The organism is Krasilnikovia cinnamomea (assembly GCF_004217545.1).
Classification (GTDB): domain Bacteria; phylum Actinomycetota; class Actinomycetes; order Mycobacteriales; family Micromonosporaceae; genus Actinoplanes; species Actinoplanes cinnamomeus.
This window is the reverse complement of sequence record NZ_SHKY01000001.1, coordinates 4,361,148-4,383,103: the sequence shown is the minus strand read 5'-3', so window position 1 is coordinate 4,383,103 and position 21,956 is coordinate 4,361,148. Positions and strand designations below refer to the sequence as shown.

Here is a 21,956-nt window from a genome sequence, read left to right as displayed (position 1 = left end):
CCAAGATTTGCCGGCGTCAGTGCGTCGGGGGGATGACTCGCAGGTGGCCGCGGCGGCCGGTCTGGTGGCCGGGGAGGTTGTCGTGTTCCTCGGGGCGCGGGGGCGGCGCGGGGCGGGCGGCCTCGCGGACCGCGTCGGCGAGGGCGACCAGGTCGTCGGTGGTGGGCGGGGGCGGTCCGAAGTCGCCGTCGTGGCGTACCAGTTCCCAGCCGCGGGGCGCGGTGAGGCTGCGCGCGTGCGGCTCGCAGAGGTCGTACGTGTGCGGCTCGGCGAAGGCTGCCAGAGGCCCGACGACGGCGGTGGAATCGCTGTAGACGTAGGTCAGGGTGGCGACCGCCTGCCGGGGACAGCCGTTACGGGAGCAGCGCCGTGGGGACCTCACGGCGGCACGTTATCGCCCCGGCGCCTCGCGCGGGGCGGATGGGGTCGCGACACGCCGACCCGCCATGCATCACGATTCCGTCAGGGCGCTGAAGACACGCCGCCCCGTTGGGGCGAATTCGCGCGGCGCAACGCGCGGGGCCCCAGCGCCCCCGCCCCGCGCCACGGGCGGGCTAGGCTTGGGTGCGTGACGACCAGCCCCGACCGCCGACGCGCCACCGAGCTCGGCCGTTCCGGCGAGCTGGGCCGTGCCGGCGAGCAGGCACGCATCGCCGAGCCGGGCCGGGCCGCGCGTTCCGCCGGGCCGGGGCGCCCCGCCCGACGTGACCGGCACGGGCGTGGCCTGCGCGGGCGGCTCGTCCCGGCGACCGTCCCGCTGGCCCGCACCAAGGCGGAGATCTTCGACGATCTGGTGCTGGACACGGTCGAGAGCCTGGAGCGGCGGTACGCGAAGGAGCTGGCCGGCGTCGAGTTCGCCGTCGAGGACGTGCCGCCGGAGCTGAACGTCTACGACTCGGACGTGCTGGAGGACGGCGAGGTGCCGCTCGCCCGGCTGCTGCCCGGCCGGCCGGGGCGGCAGGAGCTGCCGCCGCGCATCGTGCTCTACCGGCGGCCGCTGGAGTTCCGGGCGATGGATCGCGAGGACCTCGCCGATCTGGTGCATGACGTCATCATCGAGCAGGTCGCCAACCTGCTCGGTGTGGATCCCGACGAACTGACCTGAGGGCCGCCCCCGGCGCCGCAGGCCGAGTCGCGATCAGGCCACCCGGCGCTTGAGCTTGCGACGTTCACGCTCCGACAGTCCACCCCAGATGCCGAAACGCTCGTCGTGGCCGAGCGCGTACTCCAGACATTCCGCCTTCACGTCGCACCGGCCGCAGATCCGCTTGGCCTCCCGCGTCGAGCCGCCCTTCTCGGGGAAGAACGCCTCCGGGTCGGTCTGCGAACACAGGGCCCGCTCCTGCCACTCGGGGGCGTCCCCGAGCAGGTCGATGCCTTCAACCTGCGCTTCCATCATCATCGGCGTGCCTCCTTTTCCGCGCCGGCGGCGATGCCGGCACTGACCCCCCACGCACGCGGCGTGTTTCTTGCGGAACCGGTGCATTTCCCCAGCACCCGTCCCACAACCCCACCGAAATTACACGCGTGTAAGACGTGCGTCGTCAAGCCGAACCTGATAAATAGGCCCGTTTCCCCGAGGTGCCCGCGGATACCTCGGAGTCCCGTTCCTGCCCTATCTCCCAAAGACACCCGAAAGTAACGGCGCGTCGGCGCGTCGCGTCCAAAATAGCCCGATTTGTTATCTAGCGTCGGCCGTATCCGGTTGTCCGCTCCACGGCCGGGCGACCCGCGGCCGCCGCAAGCTCCTTGAGCTGGGCCACCGTACGGGCCGAGCCGTGCTCGGAGCCCGCCATCCGGGAGATCGTCTCCTCCATCAGGGTGCCACCGAGATCGTTGCAGCCGCCGTCGAGCATCACCCGGGTGCCCTCGTCGCCGAGCTTGACCCAGGAGCACTGGATGTTGGGGATCCGGCCGTGCAGCAGCACCCGGGCCATCGCGTGCACGACCCGGTTCTCCCGCCAGGTCGGGCCCGGCCGGGCGATCCCGGCCAGGTAGATCGGCGCGTTCGTGTGCACGAACGGCAACGCCACGAACTCGGTGAAGCCACCGGTCCGGTCCTGGATCCCGGCCAGCACCCGGAAGTGCCCCAGCCAGTGCCGCGGATGGTCGACGTGGCCGTACATCATCGTGCTGCTGGAGCGGATGCCCAGCTCGTGCGCGGTGGACACCACCTCCACCCAGGTCGCGGCCGGCAGCTTGCCCTTGGTCAGCACCCAGCGCACGTCGTCGTCGAGGATTTCCGCGGCCGTACCCGGGATGGTGCCCAGCCCCGCCTCGCGCAGCCCGGTCAGCCACTCGCGCACGCTGACCCCGGCCTTCGCGGCCGCCGTGACGATCTCCATCGGGGAGAACGCGTGCACGTGCATCCCCGGCACCCGCCGCTTGATCGCCCGCACCAGCTCCGCGTACGCGGTGACCGGCAGCTTCGGGTCGATCCCGCCCTGCATGCACACCTCGCTGGCGCCGTCGCGCCACGCCTGCTCGGCCCGGTCGGCCACCTGCTCCACCGACAGCCGGTACGCGTCCGCGTCCCGCTCCCGCTGGGCGAACGCGCAGAACCGGCACCCCACGTAGCACACGTTGGAGAAGTTGATGTTGCGGTTCACCACGTACGTGACGTCGTCGCCGACCGCGTCGCGCCGCAGGTCGTCCGCGAGGCGGGCCAGCTCGTCCAGCGCCGTGCCGTCCGCGTGGAACAGGGCCAGCGCCTTGTCCTCGTGGCGCGGATCCAGCAGTGCCGCCGGATCCCGCACGGCCAGCCGGAGACCAGCCAGCACGTCCGAGTCCACGCGATCCGTGCCTGTCTCTCGCACGCGCTCGCGGCCCTCGCTGCGCTCGGTGCACTCGCTCGTGCCGGGAGCGCTGGAGACGTGGGCGGCCACTTCGGACCAGTCGCCGTATACGCTGTCGAAGTCGCCGCGCCGGTCCGCGGTGCGCCCGGTGGTGTCGATCGTGCTGAACAGGTCGGTCCGGCCGCCCGCCGCGTACGCGTCGTCCGGCTCCTGCCAGGGCAGGCCCTTCGGCAGCACCTCGGGGCGGGCCAGACCAGTCTCCGGGTCGGCCAGCGCGGCCACGTGCGCGGCCAGCCGCGGATCCAGCCAGCCCTCGGCGCGCCGCACGTACTCCGGGTAGATCGTCAGCCGTTCCCGCAGCTCGAAACCGGCGGCGGAGCTACGCCGCGCCAGCTCCTCGATCTGCGGCCAGGGCCGCTCCGGGTTGACGTGGTCGGGGGTCACCGGCGACACGCCGCCCCAGTCGTCGATGCCCGCGCGCAGCAGCAGGTCGTACTCGGACTCGATGAGATTCGGCGGGGCCTGCAGCCGGGCCCGGGGGCCGAGGATCAGCCGGGCCACCGCCACGGTCGCGGCCAGGTCGCGCAGCTCCGCGTCCGGCATGCCGCGCATCGCGGTGTCCGGCTTGGCGCGGAAGTTCTGCACGATCACTTCCTGGATGTGGCCGAACTCGCGGGCGCTGCGGCGCATCGCGAAGATGGCGTCGGCCCGTTCCGCGCGGGTCTCGCCGATGCCGATGAGGATGCCCGTGGTGAACGGCACCCCCACCCGGCCCGCGTCGTCGAGCACCCGCAGCCGCACCGCCGGTTCCTTGTCGGGCGAGCCGAAGTGCGGGCCGCCCGGCTCCGACCACAGCCGGGTCGCGGTCGTCTCCAGCATCATCCCCATGCTGGGCGCGACCGGCTTGAGCCGCTGCAGCTCCGCCCAGCTCATCACGCCGGGGTTGAGGTGCGGCAGCAGGCCGGTCTCCTCCAGCACCGCGATCGCGCAGGAACGCACGTAGTCCAGGGTGGAGTCGTAGCCGCGCTCGTCCAGCCACTGCCGCGCGGCGGGCCAGCGCTCCTCCGGCCGGTCGCCGAGCGTGAACAGCGCCTCCTTGCAGCCCTGCTCCGCGCCCTCGCGGGCGATCGCCAGCACCTCGTCGCGCTCCAGGAACGCCGCGGGCAGCCGGTGCGGCACGGTCGCGAAGGTGCAGTAGTGGCAGCGGTCCCGGCACAGCCGGGTCAACGGAATGAAGACCTTCTTCGAGTACGTCACGACGCCGGGCCGGCCGGCCTCCCGCAACCCCGCGTCACGCACGCCGCCCGCCAGGCTGAACAACTCGTCGAGCGAGCCACCGTCGGCGGCCAGCAGGGTCGCGGCCTCGTCCGCGTCGAGCGCCTTGCCGTCAGCGGCCCGGCGCAGCGCCCGCCGCATGCTCGCCTCGGTGGGAACCGGATCCACGTCTGCCACCCGTGCAGCCTAGGCCGAACGCCGGGCCGGTCGCCCGGCAGTCGGAGCCGAATATCCAGTGTCCTGAACCACGTTGCCGGCGAAGCGCCGAACCACTACGCCGCGAGCCGCAGCGTCGCCTGGCCACAATGGTCCGGCGACGCTGCCGCTGAGCAGCGGAACAACTCCAGCCTCGGGCGGTCAGCGGCGGGGCAGGTCGTCCCCGGCCGGGCCGAAGCCGGGACGCTCGTCGCCGACGACCCGCGTGCGGTCGTCGTCCTGGCGGTGCTGCGACACGAACTGGGTGGGCTCGGCGAACGCGCCCGGCTGCGGACTGCCGTAGACGGTGGGCCGGCCGTACGTTCCGGGCTCCGGGGGTGCCGGGGGCTGGCCCCACGTCGGCGGGGTGGAACCGCCCTGCGGCTGGCCCCACACCGCGGTGCTCGGCGCCGCCGGGCTGGACGGCGCAGACCCCCACGGCTGCGCCCCGGCGCCACCGGGCGTGTTCCACGACGCCCCGGGGCCCGGCTGGGCCGGACCCGGCTCGGCCGCACCCGGCTGGGGGCCGGTCGGCTGGGGGCTGATCGGCTGGACGGGACCGGGCTGACCGTAGCCCGGCTGACCCGGGTAAGTGCCGGGAACGCCGTACGACGGCTGGCCGTACAGGCCGGGCGCGGCCTTGGGGGCGGTGAACAGGTGGCGCCACAGCTCCCACACCGCGTACGCCGCGATGACGAGCACGGCCAGCCATCCCACCCGCAGCAGCAGCTCCTCGAAGGCGATCCGCACGCTGAACCCGGCGATCTTCACCAGGCCGACCAGGACCCCGAACACGACGCCGAAGAAGGCCGCGGCCGCGTACTCGGCCAGGGCCACCAGGGTGATCAGCCGGGCCTTGGGGTGCCGCGGCCCGACCAGCGACAGCAGCACCGCCCCGACCGGGAACAGCACCACCGGCAGGTTCACGAAGTTGTAGAAGCTTTCCTGGGTGCGGCTGGCGAACTGCTCACCCACCCCGGACGGGACCAGCCGCAACACCGCCACGAACAGCATGATGGCCGGCAGGCCGACCAGCACGTACGCGGCGAGGTCACGCACCGGGCGCAGGCGCGCGAAATCCGGGCGGGCCTCGCCCGGGGGCTCGGGTTGGCTGGTCACGGCGACTCCTGACAACGGGGACTACGGGCGGGGACGGCGCCCACTCTAAACGGGATACGCACGTCACACCGTCCCCCCGGGGCCCGCGAATCGGACGGACGTGCGCAAGGATGGTCGGATGCGGATCGTGGTCCTTACCGGCGGCATCGGCGGCGCGCGCTTCCTCGTCGGGGTGCGCGCGCATGCCCGCCAGCTCGGCGCCGAGGTGACCGCCGTGGTCAACGTCGGCGACGACGTACGCATGCACGGCCTGCAGATCTGCCCCGACCTGGACAGCGTGATGTACACCCTGGGCGGGGCGGCCGACCCCGAGCGGGGCTGGGGCCGCACCGGCGAGACCTGGGTGGTCAAGGAGGAACTGGCCAAGTACGGCGCGGAGCCGGGCTGGTTCGGGCTGGGCGACAAGGACACCGCCACCCATCTGGTACGCACCACCCTGCTCTCGGCGGGTTACCCGCTGTCCCAGGTCACGGCGGCGTTGTGTGACCGCTGGCAGCCCGGCCTCACGCTGCTGCCCGCCACCGACGACCGGCTGGAGACCCACGTGGTCGTCGACGTCGACGGCGAACGCCGGGCGATCCACTTCCAGGAGTGGTGGGTACGCCATCGCGGTGACCTGCCCACCCACCGGTTCGTCTTCGTGGGCGCCGACACGGCCAAACCCGCCCCGGGCGTCCTGGAGGCGATCGGCGCGGCCGACGTGGTGCTCCTCGCCCCGAGCAACCCGGTGGTCAGCGTCGCGCCGATTCTGGCCGTACCCGGAATCCGCGAGGCCGTGGCGGACGGCCCGGCACCGGTCGTCGGGGTCTCCCCGGTGATCGCGGGCGCCCCGGTGCGCGGCATGGCGGACCGCTGCCTGGCCACGGTCGGGGTGCCGGTCACCGCCACGGGCGTCGGCACACTGTACGGGGCGCGGGCCGACGGCGGTCTGCTCGACGGCTGGCTGGTCGACACCAGCGACGCGGACACCGACGTGCCCGGGGTACGCACCCGGGCCGTGCCGCTGTGGATGCGTGACGAGCAGGCGACGGCCGCGATGGTCGCGGCGGCCCTGGAACTCGCGGGGGTGAGCTGATGGCGGTGACCGGGGGTCTGGAGGTCCTGCCGGTGCACGGCATCGGCGACGTGATGCCGGGCGACGACCTGGCCGGGCTGATCGTGGGCGCGGCGCCGTGGCTGCGCGACGGCGACATCCTCGTCGTCACCAGCAAGATCGTGTCGAAGGCGGAAGGGCGCCTGGTCGAGGTGCCCGCGGACGGCCCGGAGCGGGAGGCGGCGCGGGCGGAGGTCCTGGCCGCCGAGACCGCCCGGGTGGTGGCCCGGCGCGGGCCCACCGCGATCGTGCAGACGCATCACGGGTTCGTCATGGCGGCCGCCGGGATCGACGCGTCGAACATCGACAAGACCCACCTCGTGCTGCTGCCCGCCGACCCGGACGGCTCGGCCCGCGCGCTGCGCGCCGCGCTCGCCGCGCGTGGCCTCGCGGTGGGTGTCATCGTCTCGGACACGATGGGCCGGGCCTGGCGCAACGGCCTCACGGACGTGGCGCTGGGCGCGGCGGGCATCGGTCCGCTGCGCGACCACCGCGGCGAGATCGATCCGTACGGCAACGAGCTGCAGCTTACCGAGATGGCGGTCATCGACGAGCTGGCCGCCGCCGGTGAGCTGGTCAAGGGCAAGTGCGAGCGGGTCCCGGTCGCGGTGGTGCGCGGCTATCCGGGTACGGGCCCGGCGGACGGCCCCGGCGCCGCCGCCCTGATCCGCGACCCGGACAGCGACATGTTCTCCCTGGGTACGGCGGAGGCACGGGCCGCCGGGCTGCGGGATGCCGCTCGCCTGCCGGACGCCCCCGGCGGCGGTGGCCCGGCCGATCCGGACGCGGTGGCCCGGGCGCTGGCCGTGGTGGGTGACCTGCTGGCCCCGGGCACCCGGGTCAGCGAGGCACCGGGGACGCTGCGCTGCGCGGCACCGGACGACTCCCCCGCCGCGTTGCTGCGGCTGGGCGCGGACGTGCACCGGATCCGGGCCGCGCTGGCCGCCGAGGGGCTGGGCTCGGCGACCGCGACGGACGGCGCGACGCTGGTGCTGACGCTGACCGAACGTCAGATGTAGCCCAGCTCGCCCTTTTCCTTGAGCTCGTCGACCAGGGACTTGACCTCCTGGGCGCGTTCGCGCGGGCAGACCAGCACCGCGTCGGGAGTGTCCACGATGATCAGGTCGCGGACGCCGAGCGCGGCGACCAGCCGTCCGGAGTTGGGCACCACGACCAGATTCTCTGCCTCGCGCAGCAGGGTCCCGGGCTTGGCGCCGCTGTCGTTGCCCACGACGACGTTGCCCGCCGAGTCGGCGGTCAGCACCTCGCCGAGGGTGTGGAAGTCACCGACGTCGTTCCAGCCGAAGTCCCCGGGTACGGTGCCGACCCGCCCGGCCGTGGCCGCGCCTTCCATCACCGCGTAGTCCACCGAGATCCGGGGCAGCGTCGGCCACACCTCGCCGAGAACCTCCTCGCGGTCCGGGGTGTCCCAGGCCTGGGCGATCCGGGAGACCCCGGCGGCCAGTTGCGGCTGCTGCCGGGACAGCTCGGCGAGGAACGCGTCCACCCGCCACACGAACATGCCCGCGTTCCACAGGTAGCGGCCGGACTTCACGTACGCCTCGGCCACCTCGTACGACGGCTTCTCCTTGAACTCCTCGACCGCCAGCACGGGGCCGTCGCCGGCCGGGGCGCCGCACTGCAGGTAGCCGTACCCGGTCTCGGGGCGGGTGGGGGTGATGCCGAGGGTCATCAGCAGACCCTGCCGGGCGCCGGCCATGGCGTGCCGGATCACCTCGACGAAGTGGTCGGAGTGCGCGATGAGGTGGTCGGCGGCGAACGCACCCATGATCGCCTCGGGGTCGCGCCGGGCGATGACCGCGGCGGCGAGCGCGATGGCGGCGCAGGAGTCGCGCGGGGACGGCTCGACGAGGATGTTGCCCTCCGGCACGTCGGCGAGTTGCCGCGAGACGGCGGCCGCATGCCCGACGCCGGTGACCACGTACACGTGCTCGGAATCGCTCAGCGGGGCGAGCCGGTCCACGGTCGCCTGCAGCAGCGACGCGTCCGTCCCCGTCAGCGGGTGCAGGAACTTCGGGTGACCTGCGCGGGACAGCGGCCATAGACGTGTACCACTGCCACCTGCGGGAATAACGGCGTACAGGCCGCCCTGCTCGTCAGTCATGTGCACGCAGTGTAACGATGTGAGGCACGCCACCCTCACCCGGCCGCGACTCTGAGCCACGCATTGACGTGCACCTCGGCGCTGGAGGCCCAGGTGAACTCCTTGGCCCGGTCGAATCCGGCCTTGGCCAGCGTGAGCCGGCGCGGCTCGTCGTGGAGCAGGTTCGCCAGGTCCTCGGCGATCCGGTCCGGATCCTCGGTGGTGTACGCGACCGCGTCCCCGCCCACCTCCGGCAGCGACAGCCGGGGGGTGGTCAGCACGGGCGTGGCGCACGCCATCGCCTCCAGGATCGGCAGCCCGAAGCCCTCGCCGAACGACGGGTAGCAGGCCACGGCGGCGCCGCCCAGGAAGCCCGGCAGGTCGGTGTAGCGCAGGTAGCCCGGCCGCAGCAGCCGCAGGTGGGAGGGCACCTCGGCGACCGCCCGGTCGATGTCGTCGTCGTGCCCCTGGCCGCCCGCGATGACCAGGGCGGGCGGGCGCGGCCAGTCGGCCACCGCGCGGGCCCAACCCCGGATCAGGTTGGGTACGTTCTTGCGCGGCTCCTTGGCGCCCAGGAAGGCCACGTACGCCGAGTCGCCGAGCCCCAGCCGCGCCCGGACCCGGGCCTTCTCCTCGTCGGTCGGCGCGTGGAACGCGGCCGAATCGACACCGTGGTACGCCACGTCGATCTTGGTGGGGTCGGCGTCGAGCAGCCGGATCAGTTCGTCGCGGGTGGCCTTGCTCGGCACGATCACCCGGGCGGCGCGGCGCAACGACGTCTTGATCGCGCTGCGAAAGAACGTCCGCCGGGTGTTGTCGTAGTGCTCCGGCTCGGTGAAGAACGTCGCGTCGTGCACGGTCACGGTCACCGGGCAGCCGGCCCGCAGCGGGCAGGTGTAGAACGGCGCGTGCAGGACCTGCGCGCCGACCTGCTGGGCCAGCAGCGGCAGCCCGGTCTGCTCCCAGGCCAGCCGGGCCGGGCGGTGCGCCACGGCGGACGGACCGGCGATGACTTCGGCGTCGCCGAGCATGCGGGTGTAACGCTCCGCATCCGTACGCTGCGCAACGACGGCCAGGTCGACGCGATCCGTACCCATGGCGCCGAGGGCACCGAGCAGCCCGTCGACGTACCTGCCCACACCTCCGCGGTCGGCGGGGACGCTCGTGGCGTCGACGAGGACTCGGGGCGGGCGACCGGCGGTCACGAGGCGACTCCTTGGGGGGTGTGGGCCTGGCCACTGGCAAGCCTACGCCGCGCCCGCACCGCCCGGGTGCCCACGACACCGCTGTGTTACCCGGTTTGCCGCAATACCACGCTCATCCCGCCGCGCCGGGACGGGGCCGCCCGCCGGTCCCGCCGGGCCGGACGGGGCACCTCCTGCGGATCCGTCACGACGAGACCAGACCGCTACGCACAGTCACGCCAGTATTGTCGGGGTCGATGGAAACCACGATCCCCGCGGCGTTCGCCGCCGCGGTCCGGCGCGATCCGACGGTGCCCCTGCTGACGTTCTACGACGACGCCACCGGTGACCGGGCCGAGCTGTCCGGCGCCACCCTGGAGAACTGGGTCGCCAAGACCGCCAACCTGCTCCGCGACGGCCTAGGGTCCGCTCCCGGCGACACCGCCGCCGTGCTGCTGCCGCCGCACTGGCAGGCCGCGGCCGTCCTGCTCGGCTGCTGGTCGGCGGGGGTGGCCGTGGTCGCGCCGGAGGCGCCACGCCCGGTGGAGGTCCTCTTCACGACGCCCGGACGGGCCGCCGAGGCCGCCGCCTGGCCCGCCGACGAGCGGTACGCGACCGGGCTGCTTCCCCTGGCCATGCCGCTGCGCGAGCTGCCCGGCGGATTCGCCGACTACGTCACCGAGGTACGCCAGCACGGCGACCAGTTCGCGCCCGTCCAGCCCGTGCGCCCCGCCGATGCCGCGCTGGGCGAGCGTGACCACGCCGGGGCCTGCGCGGCCGCCGCGCGGCGCGCCGCCGAGCTGGGCGTCGGCCCGGGCGACCGGGTGCTGATCGACGCGGCCGCCCACCCCGACCCGGTCGACTGGCTGCTGGCCCCGCTGCTGGCGGGCGCGTCCGTGGTCCTGTGTGCCCACCTCGACCCGGCGCGGCTGGCGGGCCGAGCCGACAGCGAGAAGGTCACCCGCACACTCGGCTGAATCCCGGCCCGGCGTGGGATCAGTCGGCGGTGACGCCCCGGTCCTTGGCCAGCTGGGCGAAGGCCTCCAGGGACTCCGGGTTGACCAGGGCGCCCTTGGCTGCGGCCGACTCCACCGGCGTGCCGGTCAGGATGCGTTTGACCGGGACCTCCAGCTTCTTGGCCGACAGGGTGCGCGGCACCGCGCGTACCTGGTGAATCTCGTCCGGGACGTGCCGGGGGGACAGGGACTTGCGCAGCTCGCCGCGGATGCGGCCACGCATCGCCTCGTCCAGCTCGACGCCGTCGGCCAGCACCACGAACAGCAGCAGCTCGCCGTTCGGGTCGCCCGCCCGCTCCAGGTGCACGACGACCGAGTCGACCACCTCCGGCAGTCCCTCGACGACGGAGTAGAACTCGCTGGTGCCGAGCCGGACCCCGCCACGGTTCAGCGTCGCGTCGGAGCGGCCCGTGATCACGCAGGTGCCGTCCTCGGCGATCGTGATCCAGTCGCCGTGCCGCCAGACCCCGGGGAACACGTCGAAGTACGCCTCCCGGTACCGCGTGCCGTCCGGGTCGTTCCAGAACCCGACCGGCATGCTCGGCATCGGCGCGCTCACGACCAGCTCGCCCAGCTCGCCGACCACCGGGTTGCCCGCCGGGTCGTACGCCTCCACCTTCGCCCCCAGGCACCGGCACGAGATGACGCCCTCGACCACCGGCAGCAGCGGGGCGCCGCCCACGAACCCGGTGCACACGTCCGTGCCGCCGGAAATCGAGTGCAGCTGCAGATCCGCGCCGACCGCCTCGTACACCCAGGCGTAGCCCTCGGGGGGCAGCGGGGCGCCGGTCGAGCCGAGCCCACGCAGCCGCAGGTTCGCCACCTCACGCGGCACCAGCCCCGCCTTGCGGCAGGCCAGCAGGTACGGCGCGGAGGTGCCGAAGTAGGTGACCCCGGCCTCCTCGGCCAGGCGCCACAGGCCGTCGAGCCCCGGCCAGCCCGGGTTGCCGTCGAACATCACGATCGCCGCGCCCACCGCCGGGCCGGAGACCAGGAAGTTCCACATCATCCAGCCGGTCGTGGTGAACCAGAAGAACCGGTCCGCCGGGCCGAGGTCGTGGTGCAGGGCGAGCATCTTCAGGTGTTCCAGCAGGATGCCGCCGTGGCCGTGCACGATCGGCTTCGGCAGCCCGGTGGTGCCCGAGGAGTAGAGCACGTACAGCGGGTGCGCGAACGGCACCGCCGCGAACGTGAGCGGCTCGTCCGTCTCGGCGGCCAGCTGCGCCCAGTCGCCGCCGCCGTGCAGGTAGCCGATGCTCACCAGGTGCTCGACGCTGGGCAGGGCCGCCCGGATCCCGGCCACCTCCTCGCGCCGGTCGATCGCCTTGTCGCCGTACTGGTAGCCGTCGACCGCGACGAGCACCTTCGGCTCGATCTGGGTCCAGCGGTCGGTGACGCTGCGGGTGCCGAACTCGGGCGCGCAGGACGAGAAGATGGCCCCCAGGCTGGCCGTGGCCAGCAGCAGCACGTACGTCTCCGGGATGTTCGGCGCGTACGCCGCGACCCGGTCGCCCGGCCCGACGCCGAGCCGGCGCAGCCCCGCCGCCACCCGCCGGACCTGCTCGCGCAGCTGCGCGGCGGTCAGCGTGATCGGGTCGCGGGACTGCGAATACGCCAGCACGACCGGGTCGTCGTCACCCAGGCCGGGCTGGCGCAGCACGTGCTCCGCCCAGTTGAGGGTGGCGCCCGGGAACCAGGGCGCGCCCGGCATCGTCTGGTCGGGCAGCGTGGCGGTGGGCTCGGTGTGCGCGATGACCTCGAAGTAGTCCCAGATCGAGCGCCAGAAGGCGGGCAGATCCGTGACCGACCACTGCCACAACGCGGCGTAGTCGTCCGCCTGCACTCCGCGCTCCGCGCGCAGCCACGTCAGATACCGGCCCATCCGGGAGGTCTCCCGCACATCCGCCGGCGGCGTCCACAGCACCCTGCCAGTCACCACAGCTCTCCGCCCGTCACAGCCCCGCCCGTCACAGCCCCGCCCGTCACAGCTCCCCACGGGACTACCGAACCCGCAGGCCCTCCGACTTAATCATGATTCAGGTCGGCGCCGGAACCCCTGTGGAAATCACCCATGATCGGCCCGTGCGCGTTGGATGGCGGCCCGGCGGGCCAACCGGTGCTCGCGCCGGATCAGCGCCTCCCGGAACCGGCGCTCGTTCTCGGGGTCGTCCGGCCGCACCGCGGGAACCGGCCGCGGATTGCCCGCCACGTCGATCCCCACGAACACCAGGTACGCCGTCGCCACGGTCAGCGGATCGCCGCCGGCGGTGTCCCAGCGCTCCGCGGTCAGCCGTACGCCGACCTCCATGGAGGTGGCGCCGGTCCAGTTCACCTGTGCGGAGGCGTGCACCAGGTCACCGACCCGTACCGGCTCCAGGAAGATGATCTCGTCCATCGAGGCGGTCACCGCCGTGCCGCCGCTGTGCCGTGCCGCCGCCGCGCCCGCCACGTCGTCGGCGAACTTCACCAGCACGCCGCCGTGCACCGTGCCGTACAGGTTGACGTCGAGCGCGGTCATGATCCGGCTGAGGGTGACGCGCGAGTGCGCGGTCGGCCGGGGGTCCAGCTTGTCGGTCATGAACCACACGTTACGGCGGCGTATCGGCACTCCTGGCGGGGCCCGGGTAGCCTGCCGGGCAGCGAAAACAGCGGGAGAGAAAACTTGCGACACCTCAGGTCGATTCTGTACGCCCTCGTGCTGGCCCCCGCCGTGTGGATCCTCTGCGGCGTGGGGTTCACGGGCGCGCTCACCAGCCGGGCGCGCGACGGCGGCAGCAGCGTGGAGTCCGTCACAGGACTGCTCGTGCTGCTGCTGGCCGGCACGGCGTACGCAATCCTGCTGTTCGCTCCCATCTCCCCGTCCGGCCCCGCAGCGTCCGGCCTGGTCTACACGGCCGTCAGCAGCTGGGCGCTCGTGGCGCCCGCCGCGTACGCCGGAGCATGGCCGCCCGAGCTGGCGAGGAAGGGCTTCGACCTGAGCCTGCCGGGCTACGGCCTGGCCGCGCTGCTCGGTGTGCCGCTGCTGTGCACCGCGCTGAGCGCCCGCCGCTGGGCCCGGTACGAGCCGCTGCAGCTACCGATCATCGGCACGCTGGGCCGGGCCCGAGGGTCCGCCACACCTACCGGAACGCCCCTCGCGGCGGTGCACACCACGATCCTGCCGACCTCGGCGGCCGGGCTGCCCCCGGACACGACGACCGTGCTGCGCGTGGGCGGCTCCGTGGCGACCACGGCGCCGCTGCCGTCCAGCCAGCCGCCGGGCCCGATCCCCGCCCCGCCTGCCGACACGACCACGATCCTGCCGTCCGCCCCGCCAGCGGACACCACCACGATCCTGCCGTCCGGCCCGCCAGCGGACACCACCACGATCCTGGCGACGAGCCCGCCCCCGGACACGACGACTGTGCTCGTGGTGGCGCCCGGGGACGAGCCGACAACGGTGCTGACCGTCGGAACCGGTTCGGCCCCGGCCGCGCTGCCGTCTGCCGACCTGACGGACGGGGACGAACCGACCACCGTGCTGGCTGTCGGGAGCGGCGAACTCGCGGCGGCGTCGGCCGCCCTGGCGAACGGTGACGAGCCGACGACGGTCATCGCAGCCGACGAACCGACCACCGTCGTCGCTTCGGACGAACCGACCACCGTCGTCGCTTCGGACGAACCGACCACGGTCGTGGCTTCGGACGAACCGACCACCGTCGTGGCTTCGGAGGAACCCACCGCTGCTCTTACCTCCGAACCGCCGACCGCGTCGTCGACCTCGGCGACGACGGCCACGCATGTCGCGGCCACCGACGAGCCAACCGCGGATGTCATCGTTGACCAGCCAACGGCGGAGGCAGGCACCGACGAGCCGACGGCCGAGGCAGCCGACACCCAGTCGGCTCCCCTGGCCTCCGGCACCGGCACCGGCACCGGCACGGCCGACGAGCCCACAACGACCCTCATCGCCGCAGCGGGCAACGAGCCCACAACGACCCTCATCGCAACGACCGGCGACGAGCCAACCACCACCGTCATCGCCGCCGAGACCGGCAAACCGGTGGCCGACAAACCTGAAAAGGCGGAGTCCACGACGGCCGAGTCGGTCTCCGATGCGGACGGTGAGGAGAAGACGCACGTCCTGCGGCTGCCCGGTGCCACCGACGCCACGGCCAGGAAACCGGCTGCCGACGAGGCAACGGACGACCTGACCGCCCACGCGGAGTCGATGCGCAGCCGGGAGGTCGGCGAGAAGACCCAGGTCATCGCTCGCGACCCCGGTGAGCGAACCCAGGTGATCCAGACCCGGGCCGCGCTCGTATACCCGCTGACCGGCGAGAAAACGCAGGTCATTTCGGTCCAGGGCGCCAAGAAGGCGGTCGCCCGCGACACCGGGACCAAAGCCGCCCAGCCCGCCCAGCCCGCCCCGGCCCCGGCCCCGGCCCCGGCCCCGGCCCCGGCTGGCAACGACGCTGGTGACAAGCCAGTCACCCCTTCGACAGCGGCCGAGGGGAAGCAGTCCAGCGCCACCGCCGAACCGGAGCCGGACACCGACGCCCAGCGCCGTTCGACGACGGTGGACGAGAAGCGTCGAGCAGACGACAAGCGTCCAGCGGACGAGAAGGGCCCGGCGGACGACGGTGCTGCCACGTCTGGCGCCGACGACGAAACTGCTTCCCCGCCCGCTACCACCGCCGAGGAAGCACCACAGGCCGCAGATCAGCCGGGCGGGTCTGCCACCGCAGACGACACGCCTCCGGGAGCACCTGACCACGGATGAACCACGCGCTCCTGAAGATCTTGGAGGCTCCTGGCCCTTCAAGGGGCCACTAGGCGCCAAGATCGGCGGCTCGGTGGCAGTCCTCGCCGGTGCGTGACACATGCATGGCCGCCGGTCGCGAGAAGTTGGTGACTTCAGGTCACACCGGGACCACATGTCCCCAAGATCTGATAGCGCGGGGTCAGGCGGCGTGGCGGTCTTCGTGATCAGTGGCCCGTGGACGGTTCGGAACGCGGGCTGTGATGCGGCGCGCTGCGACCGCCCGGGGGACGGCCGTGATGTGTACCCAGCTGGTGGTCGGCAGGCGCGGTCTGCAGCAACCAGGCCAGCGGGACCTTGGCCGCCACGTCGTACGTTCCGTCTTTGCCGAGGGAGTGCATGGTGACGGTCTGCGCCGGGTCCCGCTCGACCACCCAGTAGCGCGCGATACCGGCAGCGGCGTACTCGAGCCGCTTGACCACCCGGTCGGCCGAGGCGGATCCCGGCGAGACGACCTCCACGACCAGCAGGAGGTCGGCGAGGTCCAGCCAGACAGCCGGTGGCTGCGGCCGGGCCCACAGCGTGAGGTCGGGAATCCGGCCGCCGCCACCATCCGGCCCCGGAATCTTGATGCCAACAGCCTGAAGCACCTGCTCGGCGGGCCAGCCGGCAACCGCCAGCCAGATCATGAGGCGGCTGGCGATCGCGGCGTGTTCGGAGTCGGGCGGGGGCGTCACCGACAGGGCGCCCTCAGGGCTCAGCTCGTACCGGTGGCCGTAGCGGTCCGCCGCGTTCATCGCGGCCAGGTCGTCGAGCGTGACGACGGCAGGGAAATACCTGCCGAAGGCCTCGGCGCTCATGCCGTCATCGTAGTGGCCCTACGTTGCCCGCGGTGGGGCACGTGGAGCCGGTGGCCGTCACGTCGTTGCGTACCGCTGCAGGAACAGCGCCTCCGCCAGCGCCATGCGTTCGATCTCGGCGGGGTCGACACTCTCGTTCGGAGCGTGCATAGGGGTGAGCGGCTCCTCGACCCCCATCAGGCCTTCCACAATCAGCCTGAGGACGGCTCTGCTGCCGTCTGCGGTGGTGAGCAGCTGCATCTTGTCGAAGCCCAGCTCGGCGAACCGGTCCTTGACCCAGGTGGCGGCGCGTTCGCATTCCTCGACCGGGAACTGCCGGGAATCGGGCCACGGACCGGTAGGAGACCAGTTCGGCAAGTTCGGTCCGTACTCTCGGCATCTGTGCGGCGATCTTGTACCGCAGCCCGTCGACCCCACGCCCGCCTCCGGTGTCAGGTCGATTCGGGCAGGCCGAGCGTCGCGACGAGCTGGTCGGCCTTGGCGCTGGCCTCCTGGTTGGTCTTTCCCGTACGGAAACTGGCACATGCGTGATGCAGCCAGTGTGGCACATGACCGCTTTGTCTGGTTCGCGATTGCCCGCGCGGGGATCATGGCCGGGCCAAAGGTCGGAGATGACCCATCGGTCCTCGAGGTGGGTGAAGCTGAGGGTGTGGCGCGGACACCGCTCGCCGACGGTCAGCGCCCGGCTCAGGGGGCTGCATGCGGTACGCGGAATGGCAGCGGGAACACGGCTCGCTCACCCATGGCTGGTGGCGGGTCGGGGTGCTGTCGTTCGCCGTACTGATCATCATCATGACCAGCCTGGTGGACCTCGCCACGCCCCGCGAGCTGACCGCGTTCGGGCTGGTGATCGTGGCTGGTCCGGTGCTGGCGGCGGCCTCGGCCCGCCCGTGGGCGGTGGCCGCCGTCGGCGCGTTCGCCTGGGTGATGGCCTGGGCCACCTCCTCCTGGCAGGGCCTCGGCGGCACCGCCTACCAGCAGGTTCGCCTCTGGGTGATCGCCGGCATGAGCGTCCTGAGCGTCATCGTCGCCTACGGACAGCGTGCGTTGGAACGCCGCGCCAACCGCTCGGCCGAGGACGAGTCGATGCTGGCCGCGATCGTCGAGTCCTCCGGGGACGCGATCATCTCCATCGACCGGGAAGGCATCATCCTGTCCTGGAACCGCAGCGCCGAGCGGATGTACGGCTACACCGCAGCGGAGATGATCGGCCAGAGTGTGCTGAAGGTGCTGCCGCCGGCCGCGGCGGCCCGATTACCCAAGATCATGTCGGAGATCCTCAACGGTGGCGGAATCTCTCAGCTGCGTACCCAGCGGCTACACAAGGACGGCCATCTCTTCGACGTGTCGACCAGCATCTCGCCCATCTTCGACCGGCACGGCACCGCGGTCGGCATGGCCGCGATCGCCCGGGACATCAGCGCCGTCAAACGCGCCCAGGATCAGCGCGAACAGATCCTCGAACGCTCCGCCCGCGCCGAACGCCTCGAAAGCCTCGGCCAACTCGCCGGCGGCATCGCCCACGACTTCAACAACCTGCTCGCCATCAACCTCAACTACCTCGAATTCGCCCTCGAACAAACCACCGACCCCGACACCCACCACGACCTCACCCGCGCCAAAGCCAGCGCCGAACGCGCCCGCGACCTCACCCGCCAACTCCTCGTCTTCGCCCGCAAACAACCCACCACCGCCGAAACCATCGACCTCAACACCGTCATCACCGAAACCCGCACCCTGCTCGACCGCACCATCGGCGCCAACATCGAACTCATCACCCACCTCCACCCCCAACCCCTACCCATCCGCGCCGACCGCGCCCGCCTCGAACAAGCCCTACTCAACCTCGCCATCAACGCCCGCGACGCCATGCCCGACGGCGGAATGATCATCATCGAAAGCGGCACCACCACCATCGAGGACAGCCCTCACCCCCAGGCCCACCTCAACATCACCGACACCGGCACCGGCATGCCCCCCGACATCGCCGACCACGCCTTCGAGCCCTTCTTCACCACCAGGACGCAGGAACACGGCACCGGGCTGGGGCTGGCCACGGTCTACGGCATCGTCACCGAGGCCGGGGGCACCATCACCCTCACCACCAAACCCGGCGTCGGCACCACCTTCCACATCGAGCTGCCCTTCACCGGCATGGAGCTGCCGGCCACCACGGAGACGGCCGACGCCGATCAGTTACGGCTCGGCTGAGGATGCGCGTTAGGTAGCCGCGGGTTTCCGGTCGATCGGGGTCAGTCCCAGGCACGACCGAGCTCGGCCAGCTGATCCGATCTGATCAGCCCATCCATCCGGCCAGGCAGGCGATAAGTCCGAGTCACCGGACTGCCGCTGAGCGAACCCCGGCCCACCCTTAGCGGGCCACGGTTTCGTCGACGGTGAGGAACTCGGTCGGCTTCGCCTAGGGCGTGGCCTCCCCGGGGGTCAGCGGCGGCTGCGGGTTCCCATTGGCGTCGAGGCCGAGCGGTTCGGTGAACTTGCCGGGGCTGTACACCGGCGGACGGGGCCGCTTCGCCGCCTCAGCCAGGTCCGTTTTGAGCTGCTCGACGGCCCGCCGGGCTTCCTCTCGTTCCTCTTCCGTGACCGGCTCGAATCGGGCCGTCTCACTCACGTCAGACCGCCTTCAAGCGAGAAAGCCGCCGTCCGTGACGCGCACTGCTGTCAATGACGGCGGCTTTCGCCTCAGTCCTTGAGCAGCTGGCGGGCCATGACGATGCGCTGCACCTGGTTGGTGCCCTCGTAGATCTGGGTGATCTTGGCGTCGCGCATCATCCGCTCGACCGGGTAGTCGCGGGTGTAACCGTACCCGCCGAGGAGCTGGACCGCGTCCGTGGTGATCTCCATGGCGGCGTCGGAGGCGAAGCACTTCGCGGCGGCACCGAAGTAGGTCAGGTCCGCGTCGCCACGCTCGCTCTTGCCCGCGGCCACGTACGTGAGCTGCCGGGCCGCCTCCAGCTTCATGCCCATGTCGGCCAGCATGAACTGCACGCCCTGAAAGTCGGCGATGGGCTTGCCGAACTGCGTGCGCTCCTGCACGTACCCCTTGGCGAAGTCCAGCGCGCCCTGCGCGATGCCGACCGCCTGCGCGGCGATGGTCACCCGGGTGTGGTCCAGGGTCTTCATCGCGGTCGCGAAGCCGGTGCCCTCGGCGCCGATCATGCGGTCCAGCGGGATGCGTACGTTGTCGAAGTACACCTCGCGGGTCGGCGAGCCCTTGATGCCGAGCTTCTTCTCCGGGGCGCCGAAGCTGACCCCCTCGTCCGACTTCTCCACCACGAACGCCGAGATGCCGCGCGAGCGCGACGACGGGTCGGTGGTCGCGAAGACGGTGTAGTACTCGCTGACGCCCGCGTTGGTGATCCACCGCTTGACGCCGTTGAGCACCCAGTAGTCGCCGTCGCGGACCGCCCGGGTGGTCATGGCGGCGGCGTCGCTGCCCGCCTCGGGCTCCGACAGACAGTACGAGAACATGGCCTCGCCCGCGGCGACGGCGGGCAGGTACTTCTGCTTCAGCTCCTCGGACGCCGAGATCAGCAGGGGCATCGTGCCCAGCTTGTTGACCGCCGGGATGAGCGAGGACGAGGCGCAGGCGCGGGCGACCTCCTCGATGACGATCGCGGTGGCCAGGGCGTCCGCACCGGCGCCGCCGTACTCGACCGGGATGTGCGGGGCGTGGAAGTCGGACGAGCGCAGGGCCTCGTACGAGGCCTTGGGGAATTCGCCGCTCTCGTCCGCTTCGGCCGCGTTCGGGGCCACCCGGGCGTCGCAGATCTCGCGTACCGCCGCGCGGATGGTCTCGTGGTCCTCCGGCAGCTGGTAAACGTCGAACGCGCTCATGTAGGGCCCCTCTCTCTACGGTCGGCGCAAATGTTACTGGTGCGTAGGGTACGACGGCTATCCTCTCCGCGGCCAACCCGGCAGGGTGCTTCCCCGGCGCCCCACCGGGTAAGCGGTGGGCGACAGCACCGGTTCGCCGTGAGAAAGTGAACTCCCCCCAGCAGTGAGCGGAGACTCGTGTGACCATCCCCTACCCGACCAAGCAGACAGCGACGGCGTTTTCCGAGGTGAGCCCGCCGTCGGGCGCGTCACGGCCCCGGCTGAGCTTCCTCGGTACGGGCTACCTGGGCGCGACGTACGCGATCTGCTTCGCCGAGCTGGGCTACGAGGTCCTCGGGTTCGACGTCGACGAGGCCAAGATAGCCAAGCTGGCGGGCGGGCAGGTGCCGTTCCACGAGCCCGGCCTCGACGAGCTGCTGCGGGCCAACCTGGCGGCCGGGCGGCTGCGGTTCACCACCTCGTACCAGGAGGTGGCGGACTTCGCGGACGTGCACTTCATCTGCGTGGGCACCCCGCAGCGGGGTGACGGCATGGGCGCCGACCTGACGTACGTGGAGACCTCCGTCACCAACCTGGCCCGCCATCTCACCCGCCGCGCGCTGATCGTGGGCAAGTCGACCGTGCCGGTCGGCACCGCGGAGTGGGTCGAGCAGCTGGTCGCCAAGCACACCGACCCGCAGCTCCAGATCGAGGTGGCCTGGTCGCCGGAGTTCCTGCAGGAAGGCTTCGCGGTCGAGGACGTGTTGCGCCCCAACCGCATCGTCGTGGGCGTCAAGACCGACTGGGCCAACGGCATGCTCTACGCCGCGCACAAGGGCGTCTTCGACCTGGCCGCCACGGAGGACCGCGAGGTGCCGCTGGTGGTCACGGACTTCGCCACGGCCGAGCTGGTCAAGGTCGCCGCGAACGCGTTCCTCGCTACCAAGATCAGCTTCATCAACGCGATGGCCGAGGTCTGCGAGGTCGCGGGCGGCGACGTCACCCAACTGGCCAAGGCCATCGGGTACGACCCGCGCATCGGCAACCGGTTCCTGCAGGCCGGGGTCGGCTTCGGGGGTGGCTGCCTGCCCAAGGACATCCGCGCGTTCCAGGCCCGGGCCCAGGAGCTGGGCGCGGGCGAGGCGCTGCGCTTCCTGCACGAGGTCGACCTGGTCAACCTGCGCCGCCGGGGCCGCGTCATGCAGCTCGCCGCCGAGCTGCTCGGCCGCCGGTCCGGCCCGGCCGGGCCGGACCTGTCCGGGACCAGGATCGCGGTGCTCGGCGCCGCGTTCAAACCCAACTCCGACGACGTACGCGACTCGCCGTCGCTGGCCATCGCCGCCACCCTCGCCAAGGCCGGTGCCGACGTCCGGGTGTACGACCCGCAGGGCATGGAGAACGCCCGCGCCGCCCAGCCCGGCCTGAGCTACGTCGCCACGATGGCCGAGGCCGTCACGGACGCCGAGCTGGTCTGCGTACTCACCGAATGGGCGGAATTCCGCAACGCCGACCCGCAGGCCATGGGTGAGCTCGTCGCCCAGCGCCTCGTGATCGACGGCCGGAACTGCCTGGACGCGGCGCTGTGGGCCCGCGCGGGCTGGCAGTACCGGGGCATGGGCCGCCCCCACCCGCAGGCGTAGGCGCACTCCCTGTCGGCTTCGCCGCCGTTTCCATGGATCTCGACCCCGGTGAGCCTGTTCTAATGAGGTGTCGTACCGGCATGCTCTAGTAAGGACATGC

General features: G+C 72.1%; 19 protein-coding genes. 7 read left to right on the top strand and 12 right to left on the bottom strand.

Annotated features, from left to right (window positions below):
- Positions 1-16: 16 nt before the first annotated feature.
- Entirely contained in the window at positions 17-382 is a 366-nt protein-coding gene (locus EV385_RS19905) for a DUF3499 domain-containing protein (protein ID WP_130510827.1), read from the bottom strand.
- Between the two features lie 267 nt (positions 383-649).
- Here EV385_RS19905 and EV385_RS19900 point away from each other — a divergent pair, with 267 nt between their 5' ends.
- On the top strand, positions 650-1,105 hold the full coding sequence (locus EV385_RS19900) for a metallopeptidase family protein (RefSeq protein ID WP_130513435.1): 456 nt from the start codon (positions 650-652) through the stop codon (positions 1,103-1,105).
- A gap of 33 nt (positions 1,106-1,138) precedes the next feature.
- Here the strand turns inward: EV385_RS19900 and EV385_RS19895 are convergent, their stop codons facing one another.
- The 3 genes from EV385_RS19895 to EV385_RS19885 form a co-directional block, all read right to left on the bottom strand.
- Positions 1,139-1,396: a WhiB family transcriptional regulator gene (locus EV385_RS19895; RefSeq protein WP_130513434.1), complete on the bottom strand. Its 258-nt coding sequence runs from the start codon at positions 1,394-1,396 to the stop codon at positions 1,139-1,141.
- Positions 1,397-1,685: 289 nt separating this feature from the next.
- Positions 1,686-4,211: a bifunctional FO biosynthesis protein CofGH gene (locus tag EV385_RS19890; RefSeq protein WP_242625321.1), complete on the bottom strand. Its 2,526-nt coding sequence runs from the start codon at positions 4,209-4,211 to the stop codon at positions 1,686-1,688.
- Between the two features lie 216 nt (positions 4,212-4,427).
- Positions 4,428-5,384, bottom strand: a complete 957-nt coding sequence (locus tag EV385_RS19885) for a hypothetical protein (protein ID WP_130510826.1) — start codon at positions 5,382-5,384, stop codon at positions 4,428-4,430.
- A gap of 118 nt (positions 5,385-5,502) precedes the next feature.
- On the opposite strand from EV385_RS19885, the gene cofD reads away from it, so the two are divergent.
- Together cofD and EV385_RS19875 are read left to right on the top strand one after the other, a co-directional pair.
- The gene (cofD, locus tag EV385_RS19880) at positions 5,503-6,459 is read left to right on the top strand and encodes a 2-phospho-L-lactate transferase (protein WP_130510825.1); all 957 of its coding nucleotides are present in this window, start codon (positions 5,503-5,505) and stop codon (positions 6,457-6,459) included.
- Positions 6,459-7,496: a coenzyme F420-0:L-glutamate ligase gene (locus EV385_RS19875; protein WP_130510824.1), complete on the top strand. Its 1,038-nt coding sequence runs from the start codon at positions 6,459-6,461 to the stop codon at positions 7,494-7,496. The genes cofD and EV385_RS19875 overlap by 1 nt, the downstream gene beginning before the upstream one ends.
- Here the strand turns inward: EV385_RS19875 and EV385_RS19870 are convergent.
- Both EV385_RS19870 and EV385_RS19865 read right to left on the bottom strand, forming a co-directional pair.
- The gene (locus EV385_RS19870) at positions 7,487-8,602 is read right to left on the bottom strand and encodes a mannose-1-phosphate guanylyltransferase (protein ID WP_130510823.1); all 1,116 of its coding nucleotides are present in this window, start codon (positions 8,600-8,602) and stop codon (positions 7,487-7,489) included. The two genes, EV385_RS19875 and EV385_RS19870, sit on opposite strands and share 10 nt — an antisense overlap.
- A 35-nt stretch (positions 8,603-8,637) precedes the next feature.
- Positions 8,638-9,786: a glycosyltransferase family 4 protein gene (locus EV385_RS19865; protein ID WP_130510822.1), complete on the bottom strand. Its 1,149-nt coding sequence runs from the start codon at positions 9,784-9,786 to the stop codon at positions 8,638-8,640.
- Positions 9,787-10,022: 236 nt separating this feature from the next.
- Between EV385_RS19865 and EV385_RS19860 the strand changes: the two genes are divergently transcribed.
- Entirely contained in the window at positions 10,023-10,742 is a 720-nt protein-coding gene (locus EV385_RS19860; protein WP_130510821.1) for a TIGR03089 family protein, read from the top strand.
- Between the two features lie 19 nt (positions 10,743-10,761).
- On the opposite strand, the gene EV385_RS19855 is transcribed toward EV385_RS19860, so the two are convergent.
- Together EV385_RS19855 and EV385_RS19850 are read right to left on the bottom strand one after the other, a co-directional pair.
- Complete coding sequence (locus EV385_RS19855; RefSeq protein WP_130510820.1) at positions 10,762-12,720, bottom strand: acetoacetate--CoA ligase; 1,959 nt, start codon at positions 12,718-12,720, stop codon at positions 10,762-10,764.
- Between the two features lie 126 nt (positions 12,721-12,846).
- Complete coding sequence (locus EV385_RS19850) at positions 12,847-13,359, bottom strand: acyl-CoA thioesterase (RefSeq protein ID WP_130510819.1); 513 nt, start codon at positions 13,357-13,359, stop codon at positions 12,847-12,849.
- A gap of 84 nt (positions 13,360-13,443) precedes the next feature.
- Between EV385_RS19850 and EV385_RS19845 the strand changes: the two genes are divergently transcribed.
- Entirely contained in the window at positions 13,444-15,543 is a 2,100-nt protein-coding gene (locus EV385_RS19845) for a ribonuclease E domain-containing protein (RefSeq protein ID WP_130510818.1), read from the top strand.
- A 206-nt stretch (positions 15,544-15,749) separates the two neighbouring features.
- Here the strand turns inward: EV385_RS19845 and EV385_RS19840 are convergent, their stop codons facing one another.
- Positions 15,750-16,382, bottom strand: a complete 633-nt coding sequence (locus EV385_RS19840; protein ID WP_130510817.1) for a Uma2 family endonuclease — start codon at positions 16,380-16,382, stop codon at positions 15,750-15,752.
- Between the two features lie 57 nt (positions 16,383-16,439).
- Positions 16,440-16,739 carry a hypothetical protein gene (locus tag EV385_RS19835; RefSeq protein ID WP_130510816.1) on the bottom strand — a complete coding sequence of 100 codons (300 nt, stop codon included), beginning with the start codon at positions 16,737-16,739 and terminating at the stop codon, positions 16,440-16,442.
- A gap of 342 nt (positions 16,740-17,081) precedes the next feature.
- Here EV385_RS19835 and EV385_RS19830 point away from each other — a divergent pair, with 342 nt between their 5' ends.
- The gene (locus tag EV385_RS19830) at positions 17,082-18,593 is read left to right on the top strand and encodes a two-component system sensor histidine kinase NtrB (RefSeq protein WP_130510815.1); all 1,512 of its coding nucleotides are present in this window, start codon (positions 17,082-17,084) and stop codon (positions 18,591-18,593) included.
- Between the two features lie 208 nt (positions 18,594-18,801).
- Here EV385_RS19830 and EV385_RS19825 read toward each other — a convergent pair whose 3' ends face one another.
- Positions 18,802-19,011 carry a hypothetical protein gene (locus EV385_RS19825; RefSeq protein WP_130510814.1) on the bottom strand — a complete coding sequence of 70 codons (210 nt, stop codon included), beginning with the start codon at positions 19,009-19,011 and terminating at the stop codon, positions 18,802-18,804.
- A gap of 71 nt (positions 19,012-19,082) precedes the next feature.
- Positions 19,083-20,237 carry an acyl-CoA dehydrogenase family protein gene (locus EV385_RS19820; protein ID WP_130510813.1) on the bottom strand — a complete coding sequence of 385 codons (1,155 nt, stop codon included), beginning with the start codon at positions 20,235-20,237 and terminating at the stop codon, positions 19,083-19,085.
- A gap of 179 nt (positions 20,238-20,416) precedes the next feature.
- Here EV385_RS19820 and EV385_RS19815 point away from each other — a divergent pair, with 179 nt between their 5' ends.
- Positions 20,417-21,856 carry a UDP-glucose dehydrogenase family protein gene (locus EV385_RS19815; protein WP_130510812.1) on the top strand — a complete coding sequence of 480 codons (1,440 nt, stop codon included), beginning with the start codon at positions 20,417-20,419 and terminating at the stop codon, positions 21,854-21,856.
- Positions 21,857-21,956: the final 100 nt, after the last annotated feature.

Excerpts from the sequence above, each read along its gene's own strand:
- EV385_RS19830 (WP_130510815.1), top strand. The coding sequence starts at position 17,082 with ATGCGGTACGCGGAATGGCAGCGGGAACACGGCTCGCTCACCCATGGC.
- EV385_RS19895 (WP_130513434.1), bottom strand. The coding sequence starts at position 1,396 with ATGGAAGCGCAGGTTGAAGGCATCGACCTGCTCGGGGACGCCCCCGAG.
- EV385_RS19890 (WP_242625321.1), bottom strand. The coding sequence starts at position 4,211 with ATGCGGCGGGCGCTGCGCCGGGCCGCTGACGGCAAGGCGCTCGACGCG.
- EV385_RS19850 (WP_130510819.1), bottom strand. The coding sequence starts at position 13,359 with ATGACCGACAAGCTGGACCCCCGGCCGACCGCGCACTCGCGCGTCACC.
- EV385_RS19870 (WP_130510823.1), bottom strand. The coding sequence starts at position 8,602 with ATGACTGACGAGCAGGGCGGCCTGTACGCCGTTATTCCCGCAGGTGGC.
- cofD (WP_130510825.1), top strand. The coding sequence starts at position 5,503 with ATGCGGATCGTGGTCCTTACCGGCGGCATCGGCGGCGCGCGCTTCCTC.
- EV385_RS19840 (WP_130510817.1), bottom strand. The coding sequence starts at position 16,382 with ATGAGCGCCGAGGCCTTCGGCAGGTATTTCCCTGCCGTCGTCACGCTC.
- EV385_RS19875 (WP_130510824.1), top strand. The coding sequence starts at position 6,459 with ATGGCGGTGACCGGGGGTCTGGAGGTCCTGCCGGTGCACGGCATCGGC.
- EV385_RS19860 (WP_130510821.1), top strand. The coding sequence starts at position 10,023 with ATGGAAACCACGATCCCCGCGGCGTTCGCCGCCGCGGTCCGGCGCGAT.
- EV385_RS19820 (WP_130510813.1), bottom strand. The coding sequence starts at position 20,237 with ATGAGCGCGTTCGACGTTTACCAGCTGCCGGAGGACCACGAGACCATC.